Origin of the sequence: Streptomyces sp. NPDC051041 (assembly GCF_044456065.1) — a bacterium.
Classification (GTDB): domain Bacteria; phylum Actinomycetota; class Actinomycetes; order Streptomycetales; family Streptomycetaceae; genus Streptomyces; species Streptomyces glaucus.
The window spans coordinates 469137-488980 of the sequence record NZ_JBITFM010000001.1 but is presented as its reverse complement, the minus strand read 5'-3'; the positions used below and the strand labels follow the sequence as shown (position 1 = coordinate 488980).

General features: G+C 73.3%; 13 protein-coding genes. 6 read left to right on the top strand and 7 right to left on the bottom strand.

Annotated elements, in window-relative coordinates; all coding sequences use genetic code 11:
- Positions 1–152: 152 nt before the first annotated feature.
- The 4 genes from ACIBAI_RS02100 to map form a co-directional block, all read right to left on the bottom strand.
- Positions 153–2111: a substrate-binding domain-containing protein gene (locus ACIBAI_RS02100; protein ID WP_399030495.1), complete on the bottom strand. Its 1959-nt coding sequence runs from the start codon at positions 2109–2111 to the stop codon at positions 153–155.
- Positions 2101–3624: a sugar ABC transporter ATP-binding protein gene (locus ACIBAI_RS02095; protein ID WP_399030494.1), complete on the bottom strand. Its 1524-nt coding sequence runs from the start codon at positions 3622–3624 to the stop codon at positions 2101–2103. The genes ACIBAI_RS02100 and ACIBAI_RS02095 overlap by 11 nt, the downstream gene beginning before the upstream one ends.
- Positions 3621–4655 (bottom strand): LacI family DNA-binding transcriptional regulator, encoded by a 1035-nt coding sequence (locus tag ACIBAI_RS02090; RefSeq protein WP_399030493.1) that lies wholly within the window; start codon positions 4653–4655, stop codon positions 3621–3623. Before ACIBAI_RS02090 ends, ACIBAI_RS02095 begins: the two co-directional genes overlap by 4 nt.
- A gap of 379 nt (positions 4656–5034) precedes the next feature.
- Entirely contained in the window at positions 5035–5844 is an 810-nt protein-coding gene (gene map, locus ACIBAI_RS02085; protein ID WP_399030491.1) for a type I methionyl aminopeptidase, read from the bottom strand.
- A 67-nt stretch (positions 5845–5911) separates the two neighbouring features.
- Here map and ACIBAI_RS02080 point away from each other — a divergent pair, with 67 nt between their 5' ends.
- The 3 genes from ACIBAI_RS02080 to ACIBAI_RS02070 all read left to right on the top strand — a co-directional run bounded on the left by ACIBAI_RS02080 (position 5912) and on the right by ACIBAI_RS02070 (position 10285).
- Entirely contained in the window at positions 5912–6217 is a 306-nt protein-coding gene (locus tag ACIBAI_RS02080) for a helix-turn-helix domain-containing protein (RefSeq protein WP_399030490.1), read from the top strand.
- 231 nt (positions 6218–6448) lie between these two features.
- Positions 6449–8713, top strand: coding sequence for an ATP-dependent RecD-like DNA helicase (locus ACIBAI_RS02075; RefSeq protein ID WP_399030489.1), 2265 nt, complete (start codon positions 6449–6451; stop codon positions 8711–8713).
- Positions 8714–8995: 282 nt separating this feature from the next.
- Positions 8996–10285, top strand: coding sequence for a citrate synthase (locus ACIBAI_RS02070; protein ID WP_399030488.1), 1290 nt, complete (start codon positions 8996–8998; stop codon positions 10283–10285).
- An 882-nt stretch (positions 10286–11167) separates the two neighbouring features.
- On the opposite strand, the gene ACIBAI_RS02065 is transcribed toward ACIBAI_RS02070, so the two are convergent.
- Both ACIBAI_RS02065 and ACIBAI_RS02060 read right to left on the bottom strand, forming a co-directional pair.
- Complete coding sequence (locus ACIBAI_RS02065) at positions 11168–13438, bottom strand: heavy metal translocating P-type ATPase (RefSeq protein ID WP_399030486.1); 2271 nt, start codon at positions 13436–13438, stop codon at positions 11168–11170.
- An 85-nt stretch (positions 13439–13523) separates the two neighbouring features.
- Positions 13524–13763 (bottom strand): heavy-metal-associated domain-containing protein, encoded by a 240-nt coding sequence (locus ACIBAI_RS02060; RefSeq protein ID WP_344599410.1) that lies wholly within the window; start codon positions 13761–13763, stop codon positions 13524–13526.
- 412 nt (positions 13764–14175) lie between these two features.
- Here ACIBAI_RS02060 and ACIBAI_RS02055 point away from each other — a divergent pair, with 412 nt between their 5' ends.
- On the top strand, positions 14176–15219 hold the full coding sequence (locus tag ACIBAI_RS02055; protein ID WP_399030720.1) for a zinc-dependent alcohol dehydrogenase family protein: 1044 nt from the start codon (positions 14176–14178) through the stop codon (positions 15217–15219).
- Between the two features lie 49 nt (positions 15220–15268).
- Here ACIBAI_RS02055 and ACIBAI_RS02050 read toward each other — a convergent pair whose 3' ends face one another.
- Positions 15269–15469, bottom strand: coding sequence for a helix-turn-helix transcriptional regulator (locus ACIBAI_RS02050; protein WP_399030485.1), 201 nt, complete (start codon positions 15467–15469; stop codon positions 15269–15271).
- A gap of 1092 nt (positions 15470–16561) precedes the next feature.
- On the opposite strand from ACIBAI_RS02050, the gene mmsA reads away from it, so the two are divergent.
- On the top strand, positions 16562–18064 hold the full coding sequence (mmsA, locus tag ACIBAI_RS02045) for a CoA-acylating methylmalonate-semialdehyde dehydrogenase (RefSeq protein ID WP_399030484.1): 1503 nt from the start codon (positions 16562–16564) through the stop codon (positions 18062–18064).
- 299 nt (positions 18065–18363) lie between these two features.
- Positions 18364–19761, top strand: a complete 1398-nt coding sequence (locus tag ACIBAI_RS02040; protein ID WP_399030482.1) for an APC family permease — start codon at positions 18364–18366, stop codon at positions 19759–19761.
- Positions 19762–19844 lie beyond the last annotated feature (83 nt).

Here is a 19844-nt window from a genome sequence, read left to right as displayed (position 1 = left end):
GTTGTGTTTCTACACTACCGCCCCCCCGGCCCGGGGCTCCCCGGGGGTGCCCCCCTTTTTTTCCGGGTAGTCAATAAAAGAGAAGGGGGGGGGGGGGGGGGGCCCCCCCCCCCCCCCCCGCCCCGGGTGCCTCCGCGTCCCCGCGTCCGGCGTCAGCCCTCGAAGCCGGCCACGTTCTCCCGGGTGACCACCTTCACCGGCACCTTCACCGTGCTCTCCACCTTCTCGCCGTCGGCGGCGCGCAGCGCGTTCCGCACCGCGATCCTGCCGAGTTCCGACGGCTGCTGCGCGACGGAGGCGTACAGCGTGCCCGCCTCGACCGCCTTCAGCCCGTCCGGCGTGCCGTCGAAGCCGACGACCTGCACCGACTTTCCGGCCTTCGCGCCCAGCGCCTTGATCGCGCCGAGCGCCATCTCGTCGTTCTCGGCGAAGACACCGTCGATGTCGGGGTGCGCCTGGAGCAGGTTCGTCATCACGTCCAGGCCCTTGGTGCGGTCGAAGTCCGCGGGCTGCTCGGCGACGACCTCGATGCCCGGGTAGTCCTTCAGCCCCTCGGCGAAGCCCGCGCCGCGCTCGCGGCTGGCGGAGGTGCCGGCCTGGCCCTGCAGGATCACGATCCTGCCCTTGCCGCCGAGCTTCTCGGCGAGCGCCCTGGCGCCCAGCGCGCCGCCCTCGACGTTGTCGGAGGCGACCAGCGCGGCCGTGTCCGCCTTGTTGACGCCGCGGTCCACGGCGATGACGGGAATGCCGGCCTTGTTCGCGCCGCGCACCGCGGGGCCGGCCGCGTCGGAGTCCACCGGGTTGACGATGACCGAGGACAGCGAGCCGCTGGTGAAGTTCTGCAGCTGGTTGGCCTGCTGGGAGGCGTCGTTCTGCGCGTCGGTGACCGTCAGGTCGACGCCCAGCTTCTTCGCCTCCTCCTCGGCCCCGGCCCGGATCTGCACGAAGAACGGGTTGTTGAGCGTCGACAGCGACAGGCCGATCCGCTGCGTCCCGCTCGCCGAGGCACCGCTGTGCAGCAGCGAGGTCGCGCCGACCACCGCGACGGCGACGACGGCCGCGAGGACGTACGTGAGTGCCTGCCTGCCCCGGTGCCCGCCGCCGGACGCGCCGGCCGCCGGGGTGGTCGCGCCCGCCTTGCGCCGCAGGGTGTCGAACAGCACCGCCAGCGCGATGACGACACCGATGACGACCTGCTGCCAGAACGCGGACACGGACAGCAGGTTGAGCCCGTTGCGCAGCACCGCCAGGATCAGCGCGCCGATCAGCGTGCCCGACGCCTTGCCGGTGCCGCCCGCCAGGGAGGCGCCGCCGATGACGACCGCGGCGATCGCGTCCAGTTCGTAGCCCTGCGCGGCCTGCGGCTGCGCGGAGGACAGCCGGGAGGCGAGCACGATGCCCGCGACGGCGGCGAACAGGCCGGAGAAGGCGTAGATGGCGAGCTTCTGCCGCTTCACCCGCAGGCCCGACAGCCGCGCGGCCTCCTCGTTGCCGCCGATGGCGTACATGGAGCGGCCGATGTAGGTCCGGCCCAGGACGAACGCCGTGGCCAGCCCCATGACGATCATCACCAGGACCGGCACCGGCAGCCAGCCGCCGAGGGTGTCCCCGAGGTGCGAGACGGAGTCGGGGAAGGCGATCGGGGAGCCCTGCGAGATCACCAGGGACAGGCCGCGCGCCACCGACAGCATGGCGAGCGTCGCGATGAACGACGGCAGCTTGCCGTACGAGACCAGAAAGCCGTTGACCAGGCCGCAGGCGATGCCCGTCGCGAGGGCGAGGAGGACCGCCGGGACGACCGGTATCCCGGCCTCGGTCGCGCTCCACGCCAGCACGGTCGCGGACAGCGCGGCGACCGAGCCGACCGACAGGTCGATGCCCGCGGAGACGATGACGAAGGTGACGCCGAAGGCGAGGATCGCGGTCACGGCGGCCTGGACGCCGACGTTGAGGAGGTTGTCGGCGGTCAGGAAGTCCCCGGACAGCGCCGACATGGCGACGACCAGGACGATGAGCGCGGTCAGCGCGCCGTTGTCCAGGAGCAGGCGGCGCAGGCCGCCCGAGGCGCCGCCGCGCGCGCCCGGCTTGCTCTTGAGCGTGTCAGTGGCCACCGGGGGCCTCCGTTCCGTTGCTGTGGGGAGTGCTGACGGCGAGTGCCATCACGGCGTCCTGGGTGGCCTCCTCGGCGGCCAGTTCGCCCGCGACGCGCCCCTGCGCCATGACGACCACCCGGTCGCTCATGCCGAGCACCTCGGGCAGGTCGCTGGAGATCATGAGCACGGCGGCGCCCGCGGCCGTCAGTTCGTTGATCAGCTGGTAGATCTCGACCTTCGCGCCGACGTCGATGCCGCGGGTCGGCTCGTCGAGGATCAGCACCTTCGTGTCGGCCAGCAGCCACTTGCCGATGACGACCTTCTGCTGGTTGCCGCCGGAGAGCGTCCGCACGTGCTGGCCCAGGCCCGCCATCCGCACGCCGAGCTGTCCGGCGATCCGGGCCGCCGCCTCGCGCTGCCCCCTGAGGTCGACGAGCCCCGCGCGGGAGGCGGACCGGAGGGTGACCAGGCCGAGGTTCTCCTCGACGGAGGCGTCGAGGATCAGCCCCTGCCCCTTGCGGTCCTCGGGCACGAACCCGATGCCGGCCGCCATGGCGGCGTTCACGTCGTGACCGCGCAGCCGCTCGCCGCCGACGTGCACGGCCCCGGTGTCGTACGGGTCGGCCCCGAACACGGCCCGGACGACCTCCGTCCGCCCGGCCCCGACCAGCCCCGCGATGCCGACGACCTCACCGGCCCGCACCTCGAAGCCCACGTCGTGGAAGACGCCGTCCCGGGTCAGCCCCTCGACCCTGAGCAGCGCCTCACCGGCCTTCGCGCGCTCGCGCGGGTACTGCTGCTCGATGGACCGCCCGACCATGAGCCGTACCAGTTCGTCCTGGGGCGTCGAGGCGGGCACCTGCCCGACGCTGCGACCGTCCCGGATGACGGTGACGCGGTCGCCGAGAGCGGCGATCTCCTCCAGGTGGTGGGTGATGAAGACGACGCCCACCCCGTCCTCGCGCAGCCGCCGCACGATCGCGAACAGCTTCTCGACCTCCTCGGAGGTCAGCACGGCGGTCGGCTCGTCCATGATGAGCACCCGCGCGTCCAGGCTGAGCGCCTTGGCGATCTCGACCATCTGCAGCCGCGCGATGCCGAGGTCGCGCACCCGCGCCCGCGGGGAGACGTCCACCCCGACGCGCTTCAGCAGCACCTCGGCGTCGGCGTCCATCCTCCTGCGGTCGATCATCCCCAGCCGGCGCGGCTGCCGCCCCAGGAAGATGTTCTCGGCGACCGTCAGCTCGGGGACCAGGTTGAACTCCTGGTAGATGGTGGCGATCCCGAGCCGCTCGGAGGCTTGCGCACCGTCGATGCGCACCTCCTCGCCGCCGACCAGGATCCGTCCGGCGTCGGGCGTGTAGGCGCCCGACAGCATCTTGATGAGGGTGCTCTTGCCCGCGCCGTTCTCGCCGAGCAGCACGTGCACCTCGCCCCGGCGCAGGTCGAAGTCGACGCCGTCGAGCGCGACCACGCCGGGGAAGGTCTTGCGGATGCCCTCGATGCGCAGCAACTCGTCCGGGTTGCTCACGTCGTACTCCTTCGTACGGGGGAGGGGGACTGCGGGGGTTCCGGCTCGCCGCACGAGCGGCGGACGACGAGCCGGGCGGGCAGGGTGACGGACTCGGCCGTCCGGCCCTCGATCCGGTCGACCAGGGCGCGCACGGCGGCGCGTCCCAGCTCGCCCGTGGGCTGGGCGACGGCGGTGACGGGCGGGTCGGTGTGCACGAACCAGGGGATGTCGTCGAACGCGGCCAGGGCGAGGTCCTCGGGCACCCGCAGTCCGCGCGCGCGGACGGCGTCCAGGGCGCCGAGCGCCATCAGGTTGTCGGCGGCGAAGACGACCTCGGGCGGCTCGGGCAGGTCGAGGAAGCCCTCGGTGACCCGGCGCCCGCTGGCCGCCTGGAAGTCGCCCTGCCCGGTGTAGGCGGCGGGCAGCTCCAGCCCGAACTCGCCGAGCGCCTCCCGGAAGGCGTCCACGCGTTCCCGCCCGGTCGTGGTCGCCGCCGGCCCGGCGATGATCGCCAGCCGCCGGTGCCCGAGCCCGTGCAGATGCGCCACGAGGTCCCGCACGGCCGCCCGTCCGTCCGACCGCACCACCGGCACGTCGACGCCCGGGATCCACCGGTCCACGAACACCATCGGCGTCCCGGCCCGCGCGGCCTCCAGCATCCGCGGCGAGCCGCCGTCGGTGGGGGAGACCAGCAGCCCGTCGATCCGCCGGTCCAGCAGCGTCGTGACGTGGTGGTCCTGCAGGTCGGGCCGCTCGTCGGCGTTGCCGATGATCACGCTGTACCCGAGCGCGCGGGCCTCTTCCTCCACGGACCGGGCCAGCTCGGTGAAGTAGGGGTTCATGACGTCGCTGATGACCAGCCCGAGGGTGCGGGTGGTGTCGGTGCGCAGCGACCGGGCGACGGCGTTCGGCCGGTACCCCAGCTCCTCGACGGCGGTCAGCACCCGCGCCCGCGCGGCGGCGCTGACCGACGGATGACCGTTCAGGGCGCGCGACACCGTCGCGACGGAGACCCCCGCCGCGGCGGCGACGTCCTTGATGCTCGCCATCGCCGTTTCCACCTCCTCGTGGAATCGATTACACGGAGGATTGGAAACGATTACACGGGTGCGTGACAAGACCCCGGAGTGGCCGAAACTCAATCGTGACCGTGGCGAGATCACGCGGTCGGTGGCGTGACACGCCGTGATCCGCCAAAGGCGCGCACGACCGGCCACCTGGCAGGCGTCATGGCGCCGCTCGGCCCGGCCCGCCACCGCCACGCGGACCCGGCCGCCGGGGACCGGCGCCACGCCCGGCCCGGACGCGGCGCCGCCAAAGTCGTTCCGCGGCGTCCGCCGCAGGCCCGCGTCCGCCGCGGACGCCGGGGCGCCCGGGCCGTGGCGGGACCCCGGCCGCGACGTGTTCCGTCCGAAGGGGCCGCGCCGGTCAGATCACCGCGCCCCGCAGCGCCTGCTCGCTCCGCGCCCCCTTCGGCAGGGTGAGGATCTCGGCCCCGTCCTCGGTGATGGCGATGGTGTGCTCGCTGTGGGCCGTCCGGCAGCCCGTGGCGCTGCGGAGCGTCCATCCGTCGGCGTCGGTGACGAGTCGGGCGGTGTCCGCCATGACCCACGGCTCCAGCGCCAGCAGCAGCCCGGGGCGCAGCCGGTAACCGCGGCCCGGCCGCCCGGTGTTCGGGACGTGCGGGTCCTGGTGCATCGTCGATCCGATGCCGTGGCCTCCGAACTCGGTGTTGATCGGGTACCCCGCCTCGCCGAGCACGGTGCCGATGGCGTGGGAGACGTCGCCGATGCGGGCCCCGGGACCGGCGGCGGCGATCCCCGCGGCCAGCGCGCGTTCGGTCGCGCTGATCAGCGCGACGCTCTCCGGGGGCCTGGCGTCGCCCACGATGAAGCTGATGGCGGCGTCGGCGGCGACTCCGCCCCTGGAGACGGCGAGGTCGAGGGTCAGCAGGTCGCCGTCGGCGAGCGGGTAGTCGTACGGCCGCCCGTGGAGCACGGCGTCGTTGACGGCCGTGCAGATGTAGTGGCCGAACGGGCCGCGTCCGAAGGACGGCGCGTAGTCGACGTAGCAGGAGGTTGCCCCGGCCTCGACGATCATGGCCTTGGCCCACCGGTCGATGTCCAGCAGGTTGGTGCCGACCGCGCTGCGGTCCTTCAGCGTGTGCAGGATGTCGGCGACCAGGGCGCCGGTGTCTCTCGCCCGGGCCAGCAGGGCGGGGTTCAGGATCTCGATCATGTGGCGGCCCTCTTCGCGCGTCCAATAAAAATACCGTTCCTACTGTACCGGTATTAGAATCGGGACCATGGTCAGACTGCCGCTCACCCCCGCCGAAGTGGAACGCGGACAGCGCCTCGGCGCCCTCCTGCGACGGGCCAGGGGGGAGCGCTCGATGCTCGACGTCGCGCTCGCCGCCCATGTCTCGCCGGAGACCCTCCGGAAGATCGAGACGGGCCGCGTGGCCACCCCCGCCTTCCCGACCATCGCGGCGATCGCCGACGTCCTCGGCCTCTCCCTCGACGCGGTGTGGGCCGAGATCAGCCGGCCGGAGCCGGACGCCCTCGCGCCGGCCGGAGCCGGCCGGCACGCGCAGGAGCGGTTGGCCTCGTAGGCGCACGGACCCCCGGCGCGGGTCGCCCTCACCGGGTACGGCACGGCGCCGGCCGGGTCCGCCCCGACCCGTCGGACGCCGGACGGCACGGCCTCCGTCCCGGCGTTCTTCGCCGTCCGGGCGCCGCGGAGGGCGCGGGACCGGGCGCCGGGCCGCCCGGACCGCGCACCGGGGACCGCGGCCGGGCCCGCGGGGCCGGCCCTGTCACAGCCCCCCGGTACCGTCGGACCCATGTCCAACCAGTCCGCAGCCGCCCCCGGCGAACGACGGCTCGCCGTCCTCGAAGGCGTCCTGGAGCGCATCACGTACGCCAACGAGGAGAACGGGTACACCGTCGCCCGCGTCGACACCGGCAGAGGCGCCGGCGACCTGCTCACGGTGGTCGGCGCGCTGCTCGGCGCCCAGGTGGGGGAGTCGCTGCGGATGGAGGGCCGCTGGGGCTCGCACCCGCAGTACGGCAAGCAGTTCCACGTCGAGAACTACACGACCGTGCTGCCGGCCACGATCCAGGGCATCCGCCGCTACCTCGGCTCGGGCCTGGTCAAGGGCATCGGCCCGGTCTTCGCCGACCGCATCACGCAGCACTTCGGCCTGGACACCCTGAAGATCATCGAGGAGGAGCCGGAGCGGCTCGTCGAGGTCCCCGGCCTCGGCCCGAAGCGGACGAAGAAGATCGCCGACGCCTGGGAGGAGCAGAAGGCGATCAAGGAGGTCATGCTCTTCCTCCAGACCGTCGAGGTGTCCACGTCGATCGCCGTGCGGATCTACAAGAAGTACGGCGACGCCTCCATCTCCGTCGTGAAGAACCAGCCGTACCGGCTCGCCGCCGACGTCTGGGGCATCGGCTTCCTCACCGCCGACCGCATCGCGCAGTCCGTCGGCATCCCGCACGACAGCCCGGACCGGGTCAAGGCCGGTCTGCAGTACGCCCTGTCCCAGTCCGCCGACCAGGGCCACTGCTTCCTGCCCGAGGAGCAGCTGATCAAGGACGCGGTCAAGCTGCTCCAGGTCGACACCGGCCTGGTCATCGACTGCCTCGCGGAGCTGGCGGAGCCCCCGGAGGACGGCGGGGACCCCGGTGTCGTACGGGAGCGGGTGCCCGGTCCGGACGGCGGCGAGCCGGTGACGGCCGTCTACCTGGTCCCCTTCCACCGGGCCGAGCTGTCCCTCTCCGCCCAGCTGCTGCGCCTGCTGCGCACGGACGAGGACCGGATGCCCGCCTTCCGCCAAGTCGACTGGGACAAGGCACTGGGCTGGCTCAAGGGGCGGACGGGGGCCGATCTGGCGCCCGAGCAGGAGGCGGCCGTCAGGCTGGCGCTCACCGAGAAGGTCGCCGTGCTGACCGGCGGCCCCGGTTGCGGCAAGTCCTTCACGGTCCGCTCGATCGTGGAGCTGGCCCGCGCCAAGAAGGCGAAGGTGGTGCTCGCCGCCCCCACCGGCCGCGCCGCCAAGCGCCTCGCCGAGCTCACCGGCGCCGAGGCCTCCACCGTGCACCGCCTGCTGGAGCTCAAGCCCGGCGGCGACGCCGCCTACGACCGGGACCGGCCGCTGGACGCCGACCTGGTGGTGGTCGACGAGGCCTCCATGCTGGACCTGCTGCTCGCCAACAAGCTGGTCAAGGCCGTGCCCCCGGGCGCCCACCTGCTCTTCGTCGGGGACGTGGACCAGCTGCCCAGCGTCGGCGCGGGGGAGGTGCTCAGGGACCTCCTGGCCGACGGCGGCCCGGTGCCCGCCGTGCGCCTCACCCGGGTCTTCCGCCAGGCCCAGCAGTCCGGGGTGGTGACCAACGCGCACCGCATCAACGCCGGGCAGCACCCCGTCACCGACGGCATGAAGGACTTCTTCCTCTTCGTCGAGGACGACACGGAGGCGGCCGGCCGGCTCACCGTGGACGTGGCGGCCCGCCGCATCCCGGCCCGGTTCGGCCTCGACCCGCGCCGCGACGTGCAGGTCCTGGCCCCCATGCACCGGGGTCCCGCGGGCGCCGGCACCCTGAACGGCCTGCTCCAGCAGGCCATCACCCCCGCCCGTCCCGACCTGCCCGAGAAGCGGTTCGGCGGCCGGGTCTTCCGCGTCGGGGACAAGGTCACCCAGATCCGCAACAATTACGAGAAGGGCGAGAACGGCGTCTTCAACGGCACCGTGGGCGTGGTCACTTCGCTCGACCCGGTCGACCAGCGCCTGACGGTGCTGACGGACGAGGACGAGGAGGTTCCGTACGAATTCGACGAACTGGACGAACTGGCCCACGCGTACGCGGTGACCATCCACCGCTCCCAGGGCAGCGAGTATCCGGCGGTCGTCATCCCGGTCACCACGGGCGCCTGGATGATGCTCCAGCGCAACCTGCTCTACACGGCGGTCACCCGGGCCAAGAAGCTGGTCGTCCTCGTCGGTTCGCGCAAGGCGATCGGACAGGCGGTGCGCACCGTGTCGGCGGGCCGGCGCTGCACGGCACTGGACTTCCGGCTCTCCCCCCGCCCCCTTGAGGGCTGAGGCCGCGGGAGCCGGACCCCGAGGACCGCACGCGCCCGCGGGGACGGGGCCCGCGGCCTCTCCGGACCGGCACCACGAAAAATGATCGATCAAATGAGTCGCGAAGGTCACAGAGCCCTTCCCGAAGGGGGGCGGAGGGGGCAGGATGGGCAAGTTGACGGCACTGAGTGCCGCCACTAGGCCCGATGGTCGACCCCGAGTGCACTCTCCTGAGCCGGTTGGGGGAAGGTAGAGACAGTCAGGGCACCTCGAAGATGAGGCACAACGTCGGTGAGGGAAGACGTGAGCGACAACTCTGTAGTACTGCGGTACGACGGCAACGAGTACACCTACCCGGTGATCGACAGTACCGTCGGCGACAAGGGCTTCGACATCGGCAAGCTCCGCGCCCAGACCGGTCTGGTGACGCTGGACAGCGGCTACGGCAACACCGCCGCCTACAAATCCGCGATCACCTACCTGGACGGTGAGGCGGGCATCCTCCGGTACCGCGGCTACCCGATCGAGCAGCTGGCGGAGCGCTCCACCTTCCTGGAGGTCGCCTACCTGCTGATCAACGGCGAGCTGCCGACCGTCGACCAGCTCACCGCGTTCCGCAACGACATCACGCAGCACACCCTGCTGCACGAGGACGTCAAGAACTTCTACAAGGGCTTCCCGCGCGACGCCCACCCGATGGCCATGCTGTCCTCGGTCGTCTCGGCGCTGTCGACGTTCTACCAGGACAGCCACAACCCGTTCGACGAGGAGCAGCGCTACCTCTCGACCATCCGTCTGCTCGCCAAGCTCCCGACGATCGCGGCGTACGCGTACAAGAAGTCGATCGGCCACCCGTTCGTCTACCCGCGCAACGACCTCGGCTACGTCGAGAACTTCCTCCGCATGACCTTCTCGGTCCCCGCGCAGGAGTACGAGCTCGACCCGATCGTGGTCTCCGCGCTGGACAAGCTGCTGATCCTGCACGCGGACCACGAGCAGAACTGTTCGACCTCCACGGTCCGCCTGGTCGGCTCCTCGCAGGCGAACATGTTCGCCTCGATCTCCGCCGGCATCAACGCCCTGTGGGGCCCGCTGCACGGCGGCGCCAACCAGTCCGTGCTGGAGATGCTGGAGGGCATCCGCGACGCCGGCGGCGACGTCGACTCCTTCATCCGCAAGGTGAAGAACAAGGAGGACGGCGTCCGCCTGATGGGCTTCGGCCACCGGGTCTACAAGAACTTCGACCCGCGCGCCAAGATCATCAAGGCTGCCGCGCACGACGTGCTGTCCGCCCTCGGCAAGTCCGACGAACTGCTGGACATCGCGCTGAAGCTGGAGGAGCACGCGCTCTCCGACGACTACTTCACCGAGCGCAAGCTCTACCCGAACGTCGACTTCTACACCGGTCTGATCTACCGGGCCATGGGCTTCCCGACCGAGATGTTCACGGTCCTGTTCGCCCTCGGCCGCCTGCCGGGCTGGATCGCCCAGTGGCAGGAGATGATCAAGGAGCCGGGCTCCCGCATCGGCCGTCCGCGCCAGATCTACACGGGCGTGGTCGAGCGCGACTTCGTTCCCGTCGAGGAGCGCTGACCGACGCTTTCCGGGCCCCGCACCGATCCGCCGGTGCGGGGCCTCGCCGTGCGGCCGTACGGGTCGTGGAGGCCGTGCGGGGGCCTGCGGGCGTCCTCGTGCGCGCGGGCCCTGTCGGCACGGCCGTGACCGGCCCCGCGGGCGCCCCGTGCGCGTGTCCGGGGTTCCCGGGACGCCGGTCCAGGGCCGCGTGCGGAGGCCCGTGCGCGCGCCGGGGTCCGCGCGGCCGGCGAGCCGCGTGCGCGTGCGGGAGCCCGCCGGGTACGGCCGGAGTGCGTATGCGCGTGCCGGAGGTCCCGTGCGTGTGCGGGGATCCGGGTGCGGGCGGACACAGCAGAAGGCGCCCCGGTGCGCCGGTCCCCCCACGGGCCGGCGGCCAGGGCGCCTTCCCATGTCCCGGTGCGGATTCCCCCCACGGGATCCGGCCGGGCGTCTGTGAGGACAGCGCCTGAATCGCTGTGCTGTGCGAGCAGAACGAGCAAAACTCGCCCCACCTGTGCGGTTGTGCGGTCTGCCGGGACAGCGCACGCCCGGGAGGGCCGCTCAAAGCTTCCCGGTGCACGTGTCCCGGCAACGCTCCCCCGAGCTCTCACCCACGTGCGAGCAGGGAGGTACCTCCGACTGAGGAAGTCCCCCAAGACATCCCCAGATGCCAGGAAGCGCCCCCCAAGACGCTGCCCGACATCGCCAACTTAGACCTTCGAGCCCCTTCGATGGTTACGTTCGCATCACTGTGATCTGCGTCTCTTGCAAATGTCCGTTAGATGCGCAAGAACCCCGATACGGCGAACGGGGCTCAAGCGTAAGGACGATGCGTGAGTCTTGTGAAGAGCTTATGTGAGGCTCCTGCCGGACTCCAGGGGGGGGTCGGGCTTCGCGACCTCAGCGGAACGCCCGCAGCCGGAGGCTGTTCGTCACCACGAACACCGACGAGAAGGCCATCGTGGCCCCCGCGATCATCGGGTTCAGCAGCCCCGCGGCGGCCAGCGGCAGGGCGGCGACGTTGTAGCCGAAGGCCCACACGAGGTTGCCCTTGATCGTCGCGAGGGTCCTGCGGGACAGCCGGATGGCGTCCGCGGCCACCCGCAGGTCCCCGCGCACCAGCGTCAGGTCGCCCGCCTCGATCGCCGCGTCCGTGCCCGTGCCCATCGCCAGGCCCAGATCGGCGGTGGCCAGCGCGGCGGCGTCGTTGACGCCGTCGCCGACCATGGCGACGCACCGCCCCTCGGCCTGCAGCCGCCGTACGACGTCGACCTTGTCCTCGGGCAGGACCTCCGCGATCACCTGGTCGATGCCCACGGCGTGCGCCACCGCCTCGGCCACCGTCCGGTTGTCCCCGGTCAGCAGCACCGGTGCGAGTCCCAGCGCGCGCAGCTCGCGCACCGCCTCGGCGCTGGTCTCCTTCACCGCGTCCGCGACGGCGAGGACTCCCCGCGCCGCGCCGTCCCAGCCGACCACGACGGCCGTGCGGCCGGCCCTCTCGGCCTCTTCCTTGGCCCAGGCCAGTTCCTCGGGGAGGTCGGCGTTCTCGGCGAGCCGCCCCACGGCCACCCGGTGGCCCGCCACGCGCGCGCGTGCGCCCCGCCCGGGCACGTTCTCGAAGTCCTCGGCGGCCGGCAGCGGGCCGGCCTGCTCCGCGGCGCCGGCGGCGACCGCCCGGGCGACGGGGTGCTCGGAGGCGTGCTCGACGGCGCCCGCGAGCCGCAGCACCTGCTTCTCGTCGGTGCCGTGGGCGGCGTACACCTCGTGCAGGGTCATGCGTCCGGTGGTGACGGTGCCGGTCTTGTCCAGGACGACCGTGTCGACGCGCCGGGTGGACTCCAGCACCTCCGGGCCCTTGATCAGGATGCCGAGCTGGGCGCCGCGCCCGGTGCCGACCAGCAGCGCGGTCGGCGTGGCCAGCCCCAGCGCGCACGGGCAGGCGATGATCAGCACGGCGACGGCGGCGGTGAACGCGGCGACGGTGTCGCCGGCGGTGGCGAGCCAGACCCCGAAGGTGGCGACCGCGATCAGCAGCACCGCCGGCACGAAGACCCCGGCGATCCGGTCGGCGAGCCGCTGCACCTCGGCCTTGCCGTTCTGGGCGTCCTCCACGAGCTTCGCCATCCGCGCGAGCCGGGTGCCGGCGCCCACCCGGGTGGCCTCGACGACCAGCCGGCCGGCCGTGTTGACGGTGGCGCCGGTGACCGGGTCGCCGACGGTCACGTCCACCGGGACGGACTCGCCGGTCAGCATGGAGACGTCCACGGCGGAGGCGCCCTCGACGACGGTGCCGTCGGTGGCGATCTTCTCGCCGGGCCGTACGACGAACCGGTCGCCGACGGCCAGCCGGTCCGCCGGTATCCGCACCTCGCGGCCGTCCCGCAGCACCGCCACGTCCTTGGCGCCCAGTTCCATCAGCGCCCTGAGCGCGGCTCCCGCGCGCCGCTTGGAGCGGGCCTCCAGGTAGCGGCCCAGCAGGATGAAGGCGGTGACGCCGGCGGCGACCTCCAGGTAGATCGTCGAGGCGCCGTCCGTGCGGGAGACGGTCAGCTCGAAGGGGTGCCGCATGCCGGGCATGCCCGCGTGGCCGAGGAACAGCGCCCACAGGGACCAGCCGAACGCGGCCAGGGTGCCGATCGAGACCAGTGTGTCCATGGTGGCCGCGCCGTGCCGGGCGTTCGTCCAGGCGGCCCGGTGGAAGGGCAGTCCGCCCCAGACGACGACCGGCGCGGCGAGGGTGAGCGAGAGCCACTGCCAGTTGTCGAACTGCAGCGCCGGGACCATCGCGAGCAGCACGACGGGGGCGGCGAGGAGGGCGGAGACGATGAGGCGCCGGCGCAGGGCGGACAGCTCGGGGTCGTCCGCGGTGGCCGTCCGGGCGTCCTCCCCGCCGTCCTGCCGGGGGGCGTCCTCCGCGCGGACGGGTTCCCGGGCGGTGTAGCCGGTCCTCTCCACGGTGGCGATCAGGTCGGCGACCCGGATGCCCGCGGGATGGGTGATCCGGGCCTTCTCCGTCGCGTAGTTCACCGTGGCGGTGACGCCGTCCATGCGGTTGAGCTTCTTCTCGACGCGGGCCGCGCAGGAGGCGCAGGTCATCCCGCCGATGAGCAGTTCGACCTCGGAGAGCGCCGGCGCGGTGTCCGTGGGGGTGTCTGTGGTGGTGCTGGTCATGGGTGCGGGCTCCGGGCGACGGGCCGGGCCGCGCGGGCCGGTGCGGGTCCGCGCGGCCCGTGCGGAGGGCTCGTGGGGTGGGGGGTCAGGCCTGGCCGGCGAGTTCGAAACCGGCCTCGTCGACGGCGGCGCGCACGGCCTCCTCGTCGAGCGGGGCCTCGGACACGACGGTGACCTCGCCGGTCGAGGCGACGGCCTTCACCGAGCTGACGCCGGGGATCCGGGAGATCTCGCCGGAGACGGCGCCCTCGCAGTGCCCGCAGCTCATCCCGCTCACCCGGTAGACGGTGGTGACGGAACCCGGGGTGTCGGTCTGGGTGGTCATGTCGTTGCTCCTCGTCGAGGCGGGTGGGGTCGAGGGGGGACCGGCGGGTCCCTCCCTCCGTTCCTCAGGATATACCCCTAGGGGGTATTAATCCAGGAGGGGTCCGACGGGGCGGTGGTGCCGGTGCGGGTACCCGGCCGGGCGGCGGCCAGTGGCCCGGGGCGGCGCACGAGGACGTTCTCCGGTTCCCGGGCGCACGCCTCGCGCCCGACGCTCCGGGACGGCGGACCGCGGGCGGCGCCCTCGGCCCGGAGCACGGCCGGCCCGCGCCCCCGGCGCCCGCCTCCCTCCGGGGGACCCCCGGCCCTTCCCGGCCCGCCGTCGCCGAACGCACCCCTCGGCCGACCGCGGGCCCGGCCGCCGGGCTAGCGTTCCCCCGGAGACCATGACGGCCCGGAAGGTGGAGTCGACGATGCGCGCGGTCGTGTTCGAGCGGTACGGAGAGCCGGCCGAGGTGCGGGACGTGCCGGACCCCCGCCCCGCCGAGCACGGGGTCGTGGTGCGGGTCGAGGCGAGCGGGCTGTGCCGGAGCGACTGGCACGGATGGCAGGGGCACGACCCGGACGTCGCGCTGCCGCACGTGCCCGGTCATGAACTCGCCGGGATCGTCGAGGAGACCGGCGCCGGGGTGAGCGGCTGGCGGCCCGGCGACCGGGTCACCGTGCCCTTCGTCTGCGCCTGCGGCGGCTGCCCCGCCTGCGCGGCGGGCGACCAGCAGGTGTGCGAGCGGCAGACCCAGCCGGGCTTCACCCACTGGGGTTCCTTCGCCCAGTACGTGGCGCTCGACCACGCCGACGTCAACCTCGTCGCCGTGCCCGACGGCATGTCGTTCCCGACGGCGGCCTCGCTGGGCTGCCGGTTCGCCACGGCGTTCCGGGCGGTGGTGCAGCAGGGCCGGGTGGCGGCGGGGGAGTGGGTCGCGGTGCACGGCTGCGGCGGGGTGGGCCTGTCGGCGGTGATGATCGCGGCCGCATCGGGCGCGCGGGTCGTCGCCGTCGACGTGTCCGCCGGGGCGCTGGACCTGGCGCGGAGGTTCGGGGCGGCGGAGTGCGTGGACGCCTCGCGCACGCGGGACACCGCGGCGGCGGTCCGCGAACTGACCGGCGGCGGCGCCCATCTCTCCCTCGACGCCCTCGGCTCGCCCGCCACCTGCGCCGCGTCCGTGAACGGCCTGCGGCGCCGCGGCCGCCACGTCCAGGTGGGGCTGCTGCCCTCGCCGGCCGGGACGACGCCCGTCCCGATGGCCCGCGCCATCGCCCTGGAGCTGGAACTCCTCGGCAGCCACGGCATGGCCGCGCACACCTATCCGCCGATGCTGGAACTGGTCCGGGCGGGCGTGCTGCGGCCCGACCTGCTGGTGACGTCCAGGATCGCGCTGGACGCGGTCCCGGCCGCGCTGGCCGCGATGGGAACCGCGCCGGGGGCGGGCGTGACGGTCGTCGAACCGTGGAGCTGACCGGTCCGCCCCCGCGGACGTGCCGCGGCGGGGCGGCGGAACCCGGCGGTCAGTCCCCCCGGCGGTTCCGGTTGCCCGGGCGGGACGCCACCCACGCCCGGATCGTCTCGGCGTACCAGTAGGGCCTGCCGCCCTCCACCAGGTCGGGCGGAGGCAGCAGGCCGTGCTTGCGGTACGAGCGCACGGTGTCCGGCTGGACCCGGATGTGGGCGGCGATGTCCTTGTAGGTCCAGAGCCTTCGGTCGGTCACGAGGTGCCCCTCCCTGCGCGCGCCGCGGCGGCGGCCGGGGGACGGCCGTCCGGGGGAGCCGGGCGCTGCGCTGGTGATCAACAAGCCTGTGCCCGGTGAACGACGCGGAGCGGGAGCGGGACAGGGGCCGTGCGCGGGTGTGACGGAAGGCCCACCTCCGTGCGACATGTGTGACATAAGGGGGGAGTTTGTGACACAGATGACGCACAGGCGGGCGCCGGCACCGGGCGTGGCGCGTTGACAGGCGCGGGGTCGCGGGTGGCGCGGGAGGGAAGGGTGACGCGGGGAAGGGTGGCGCGCGGTGGCAGCCTCCGCGGCCCCCGCGCCCGCGTCCTGCGGCTCCCCGGACGCCGCCGTCTAGATCTCGTCCGAATGTCCGGACAAAACGTTGACAGGGCTTCGCGCCGGGACTACAAAGCCGGGAGGAGCCGACGCGAGGGGAAGCCGGTGACGATGCCGAGGGGACGCGGGAAGCGGCGCGGCGCCCTGCGGCCGCCCGCCGTCCGGGACCGGCCGGCCGGCCGGTCGCCGCTGTGTCCGGCGGACGGTGGCGGGGCCGCCGCGGGCGCCGCCGGGGGACCGCGGTGAAGGCGCTCCCGTGACCGGCGTGTCCCCGCACCCGCCGGGCCGCAGGGCCCGGCCCGAGAGCGCCTCCGGCGCGGGAGTCCTCTTCGCCCTGGCAGGAGCGAAGTGCGAGCGACGACTCCCCGCCCGCCGCGGCCCCGCGCCGGAGGTCCGTACGTCCGAGGGCGCCCGGTGGCGGGCGTCCGTGCCGCCCCGGGCCGCGCGGGCCGAGGCGTACGCCCGGCCGGACGGCTGCTCCGCCGGTCGCGCCCGGCCGGTACGCCGTCCGGGCGCCCCCGCCGGAACCGCGCGGGCCGTTTCCGCCGGGGCGCGGGCCGCCGGCGCTCCCACAGGTGTCTACGCCGGGGCCCGAACCGCAGACACTGTGTCGGGCGCGCCCGCGGGGCGGGACTGGTGGGATGGACCCGGGGCCGAGACCGCGACGGGACCGTCGGCGGTCGAGGCGGGTGAGCTGTACGAACGGCGCGTGGCGACCCGACGCCGCCCTCTGCGAAGGAGTTCTCGGTCATGACGAAGATCGTCCACCACTGGATCGGCGGGCGGACCGCCGAAGGCGCCTCGGGCACCTACGGCCCGGTGACGGACCCGGCGACCGGCGCGGTCACCGCGAAGGTGGCGTTCGCCTCCGTCGAGGAGGTGGACGCGGCGGTCGCGGCGGCCAAGGAGGCGTACGCGGCCTGGGGGCAGTCGTCCCTGGCGCAGCGCACGTCCATCCTGTTCAGGTTCCGCGCGCTGCTCGACGCGCACCGCGACGAGCTCGCGGAGCTGATCACCGCCGAGCACGGCAAGGTGCACTCCGACGCCCTCGGCGAGGTGGCGCGCGGCCTGGAGATCGTCGACCTGGCGTGCGGCATCCCCGTGCAGCTCAAGGGCGAGCTGTCCACGCAGGTCGCCAGCCGGGTCGACGTCGCCGCGATCCGCCAGCCGCTGGGCGTGGTCGCCGGCATCACGCCGTTCAACTTCCCGGCGATGGTGCCGATGTGGATGTTCCCGATCGCCATCGCGTGCGGCAACACCTTCGTGCTGAAGCCGAGCGAGAAGGACCCGTCGGCCTCCGTCCGCCTGGCCGAACTGCTGGCCGAGGCGGGCCTGCCGGACGGGGTGTTCAACGTCGTCCACGGCGACAAGGTGGCCGTGGACCGCCTGCTCGCCCACCCCGACGTCAAGGCCGTCTCCTTCGTCGGCTCCACCCCGATCGCCCGGTACGTCCACGCCACCGCCTCCGCGAACGGCAAGCGCGTCCAGGCCCTCGGCGGCGCCAAGAACCACATGCTGGTCCTCCCCGACGCCGACCTCGACGCGGCCGCCGACGCCGCCGTCTCGGCCGCCTACGGCTCCGCGGGCGAGCGCTGCATGGCCGTCTCGGCCGTCGTCGCGGTCGGCGCGATCGGCGACACGCTGGTGGAGAAGATCCGCGAGCGCGCCGAGAAGATCAAGATCGGTCCCGGCGACGACCCGGCGAGCGAGATGGGCCCGCTGATCACCAAGGCCCACCGCGACAAGGTGGCCTCGTACGTGGCGAACGCGGCGGCCGAGGGCGCCGAGGTCGTCCTGGACGGCACCGGCTACACCGTCGAGGGCTACGAGGACGGCCACTGGATCGGCGTCTCGCTGCTCGACAAGGTGCCGACCAGCGCCAAGGCCTACCAGGACGAGATCTTCGGCCCGGTGCTGTGCGTGCTGCGGGTCGACACCTACGAGGAGGGCGTCGCCCTCGTCAACGCCTCCCCGTTCGGCAACGGCACCGCGATCTTCACCCGGGACGGCGGCGCGGCCCGCCGCTTCCAGCTGGAGGTCGAGGCCGGCATGGTCGGCGTGAACGTGCCGATCCCGGTCCCGGTCGGCTACCACTCCTTCGGCGGCTGGAAGGACTCCCTCTTCGGCGACCACCACGTCTACGGCAACGACGGCACGCACTTCTACACCCGCGGCAAGGTCGTCACCTCCCGCTGGCCGGACCCGTCCGAGGCCCCGGCGGGCGTCGACCTCGGGTTCCCGCGCAACCACTGACCCCCGGCAGCACCCCTGGGGCCGTCCGCCATGCGGACGGCCCCTTTTTCTGCGGGCCGGCCCTGCGGTTCCCGCAGGGGGGCACGACGGCCTCCCTGGTGCCTCGTTGTGTCCGAATGGCCACTAAGACAGCTTGAGCGCAACGAATTCCGTAGAAGAACACCCATTGACGTCACGGTTTCCGTCGGATTCCATTCTCCGCAACCGGGAGCGGACCCCACCCGTACGACCTGATCCACCGGAGGCGATAGCGCTCCCGGCCGTCATCTCCTGCCGCACGAGTCGATCGGAACCGCCGCATGACCGACACGCTCCGCCCTGCCGAGACCCCAGTCCCGCCGGCCCCGGACGGTTCCCGCAAGCTCAGACGTTCCATCGGGGTCGTCGGCGGCACCCTGCTGACGCTGTCGTGCGTGACCCCCGCCTCCACCCTCTTCGTGGTCGTCCCCGACCTGTTCGGCACGCTCGGCACCGCCACCGCCCTGACGATCGCCGTCGGCTCGCTGCTCTGCGTCGCCGTCGCGTTCTGCTACGCGGAGCTGGGCACCCTCGTCCCCAGCGCGGGCGGCGAGTACGCCATGGTGTCGACGCTGGCCGGGCGGCTGGCGGGCTGGCTGGTCTTCGTCCTGTCCCTGCTGGTCGTCGTGATCGTCCCGCCGGTGATCGCGATGGGCACGGCCGACTACCTGGCGCCGGTCGTGCACCTCGACCCCGCCGTCGCGGGCGCCTCGGTGATGCTGCTCGCCACCCTCGCCGGCCTGCTCGACCTGCGCGCCAACGCCTGGATCACCGGCGTCTTCCTGGTCCTGGAGGTCGTCGCGGCGGCCGTCGTGGCGGTGCTCGGCTTCGCCCACGCCGAGCGCGGCCCCGGCAGCCTGGTCTCGATGCAGGTGGCCGGGACGGGCGGCGGCACGGACCCCGTGACGGCCCTGCTGGTGGTCTCCGGGCTCGCCATCGCCCTCTTCGTCACCCAGGGCTTCTCCACCGCCGTCTACCTCTCCGAGGAACTGCGGAACCCGCGCACCGACGTCGCCCGCACGGTCCTGGCCACCCTCGCCGTCTCCACCGTGATCATCCTGGTCCCGGTCGTCGCCCTCACCCTGGGGGCGTCCAGCGTCGAGGAGCTGACCGCCGGCGACCTGAGCGGCATGGTCACCGCCTGGTCCGGCTCCGCCGTCGGCGCCTTCGTCAGCCTCTGCGTGGCCCTGGCGATCGTCAACGCGGGCATCGTCATGGTCATCCAGAACTCGCGCGTGCTGTTCGCCTCGGCCCGCGACAAGGCCTGGCCCGAGCCGGTCAACGCCCTCTTCTCCCGGCTCGGCCGGTTCGGCTCCCCGTGGGTCTCCACGCTCGCCGTGGGCGTGCCGGGCGCGGCCCTGTGCTTCGTGGACCTGGACACCCTGTACGGCGTCACGGGCGTCTCCGTCACCGGCATGTACCTGCTGGTCGCGGTCGCCGCCCTGCTCGCCCGGCGCGGCGCCCACCGGCAGGCCCGCGCCTGGCGGATGCCCCTGTGGCCCGCGACGCCGGTGCTGCTGATCGGGGTGCTCGCCTACGTCCTGAGCCGGCAGGAGACGGGCCACCTGCTGCTGACCGGCGGCATCACGGCCGCGGCCACCCTCTACTGGGCCCTGTACCTGCGCCCCCGCCCCGGCAGCCGCTGGCTGGTGACGATCCCGGAGGACGCCCGGAGCTGACCGCGCACGTCCCCGTACCGCGGACGCGGTACGCGGCAGGAGCCGGTACGCCCGCGGGAGGATCCGGGGTCCGGCCCCCGGCC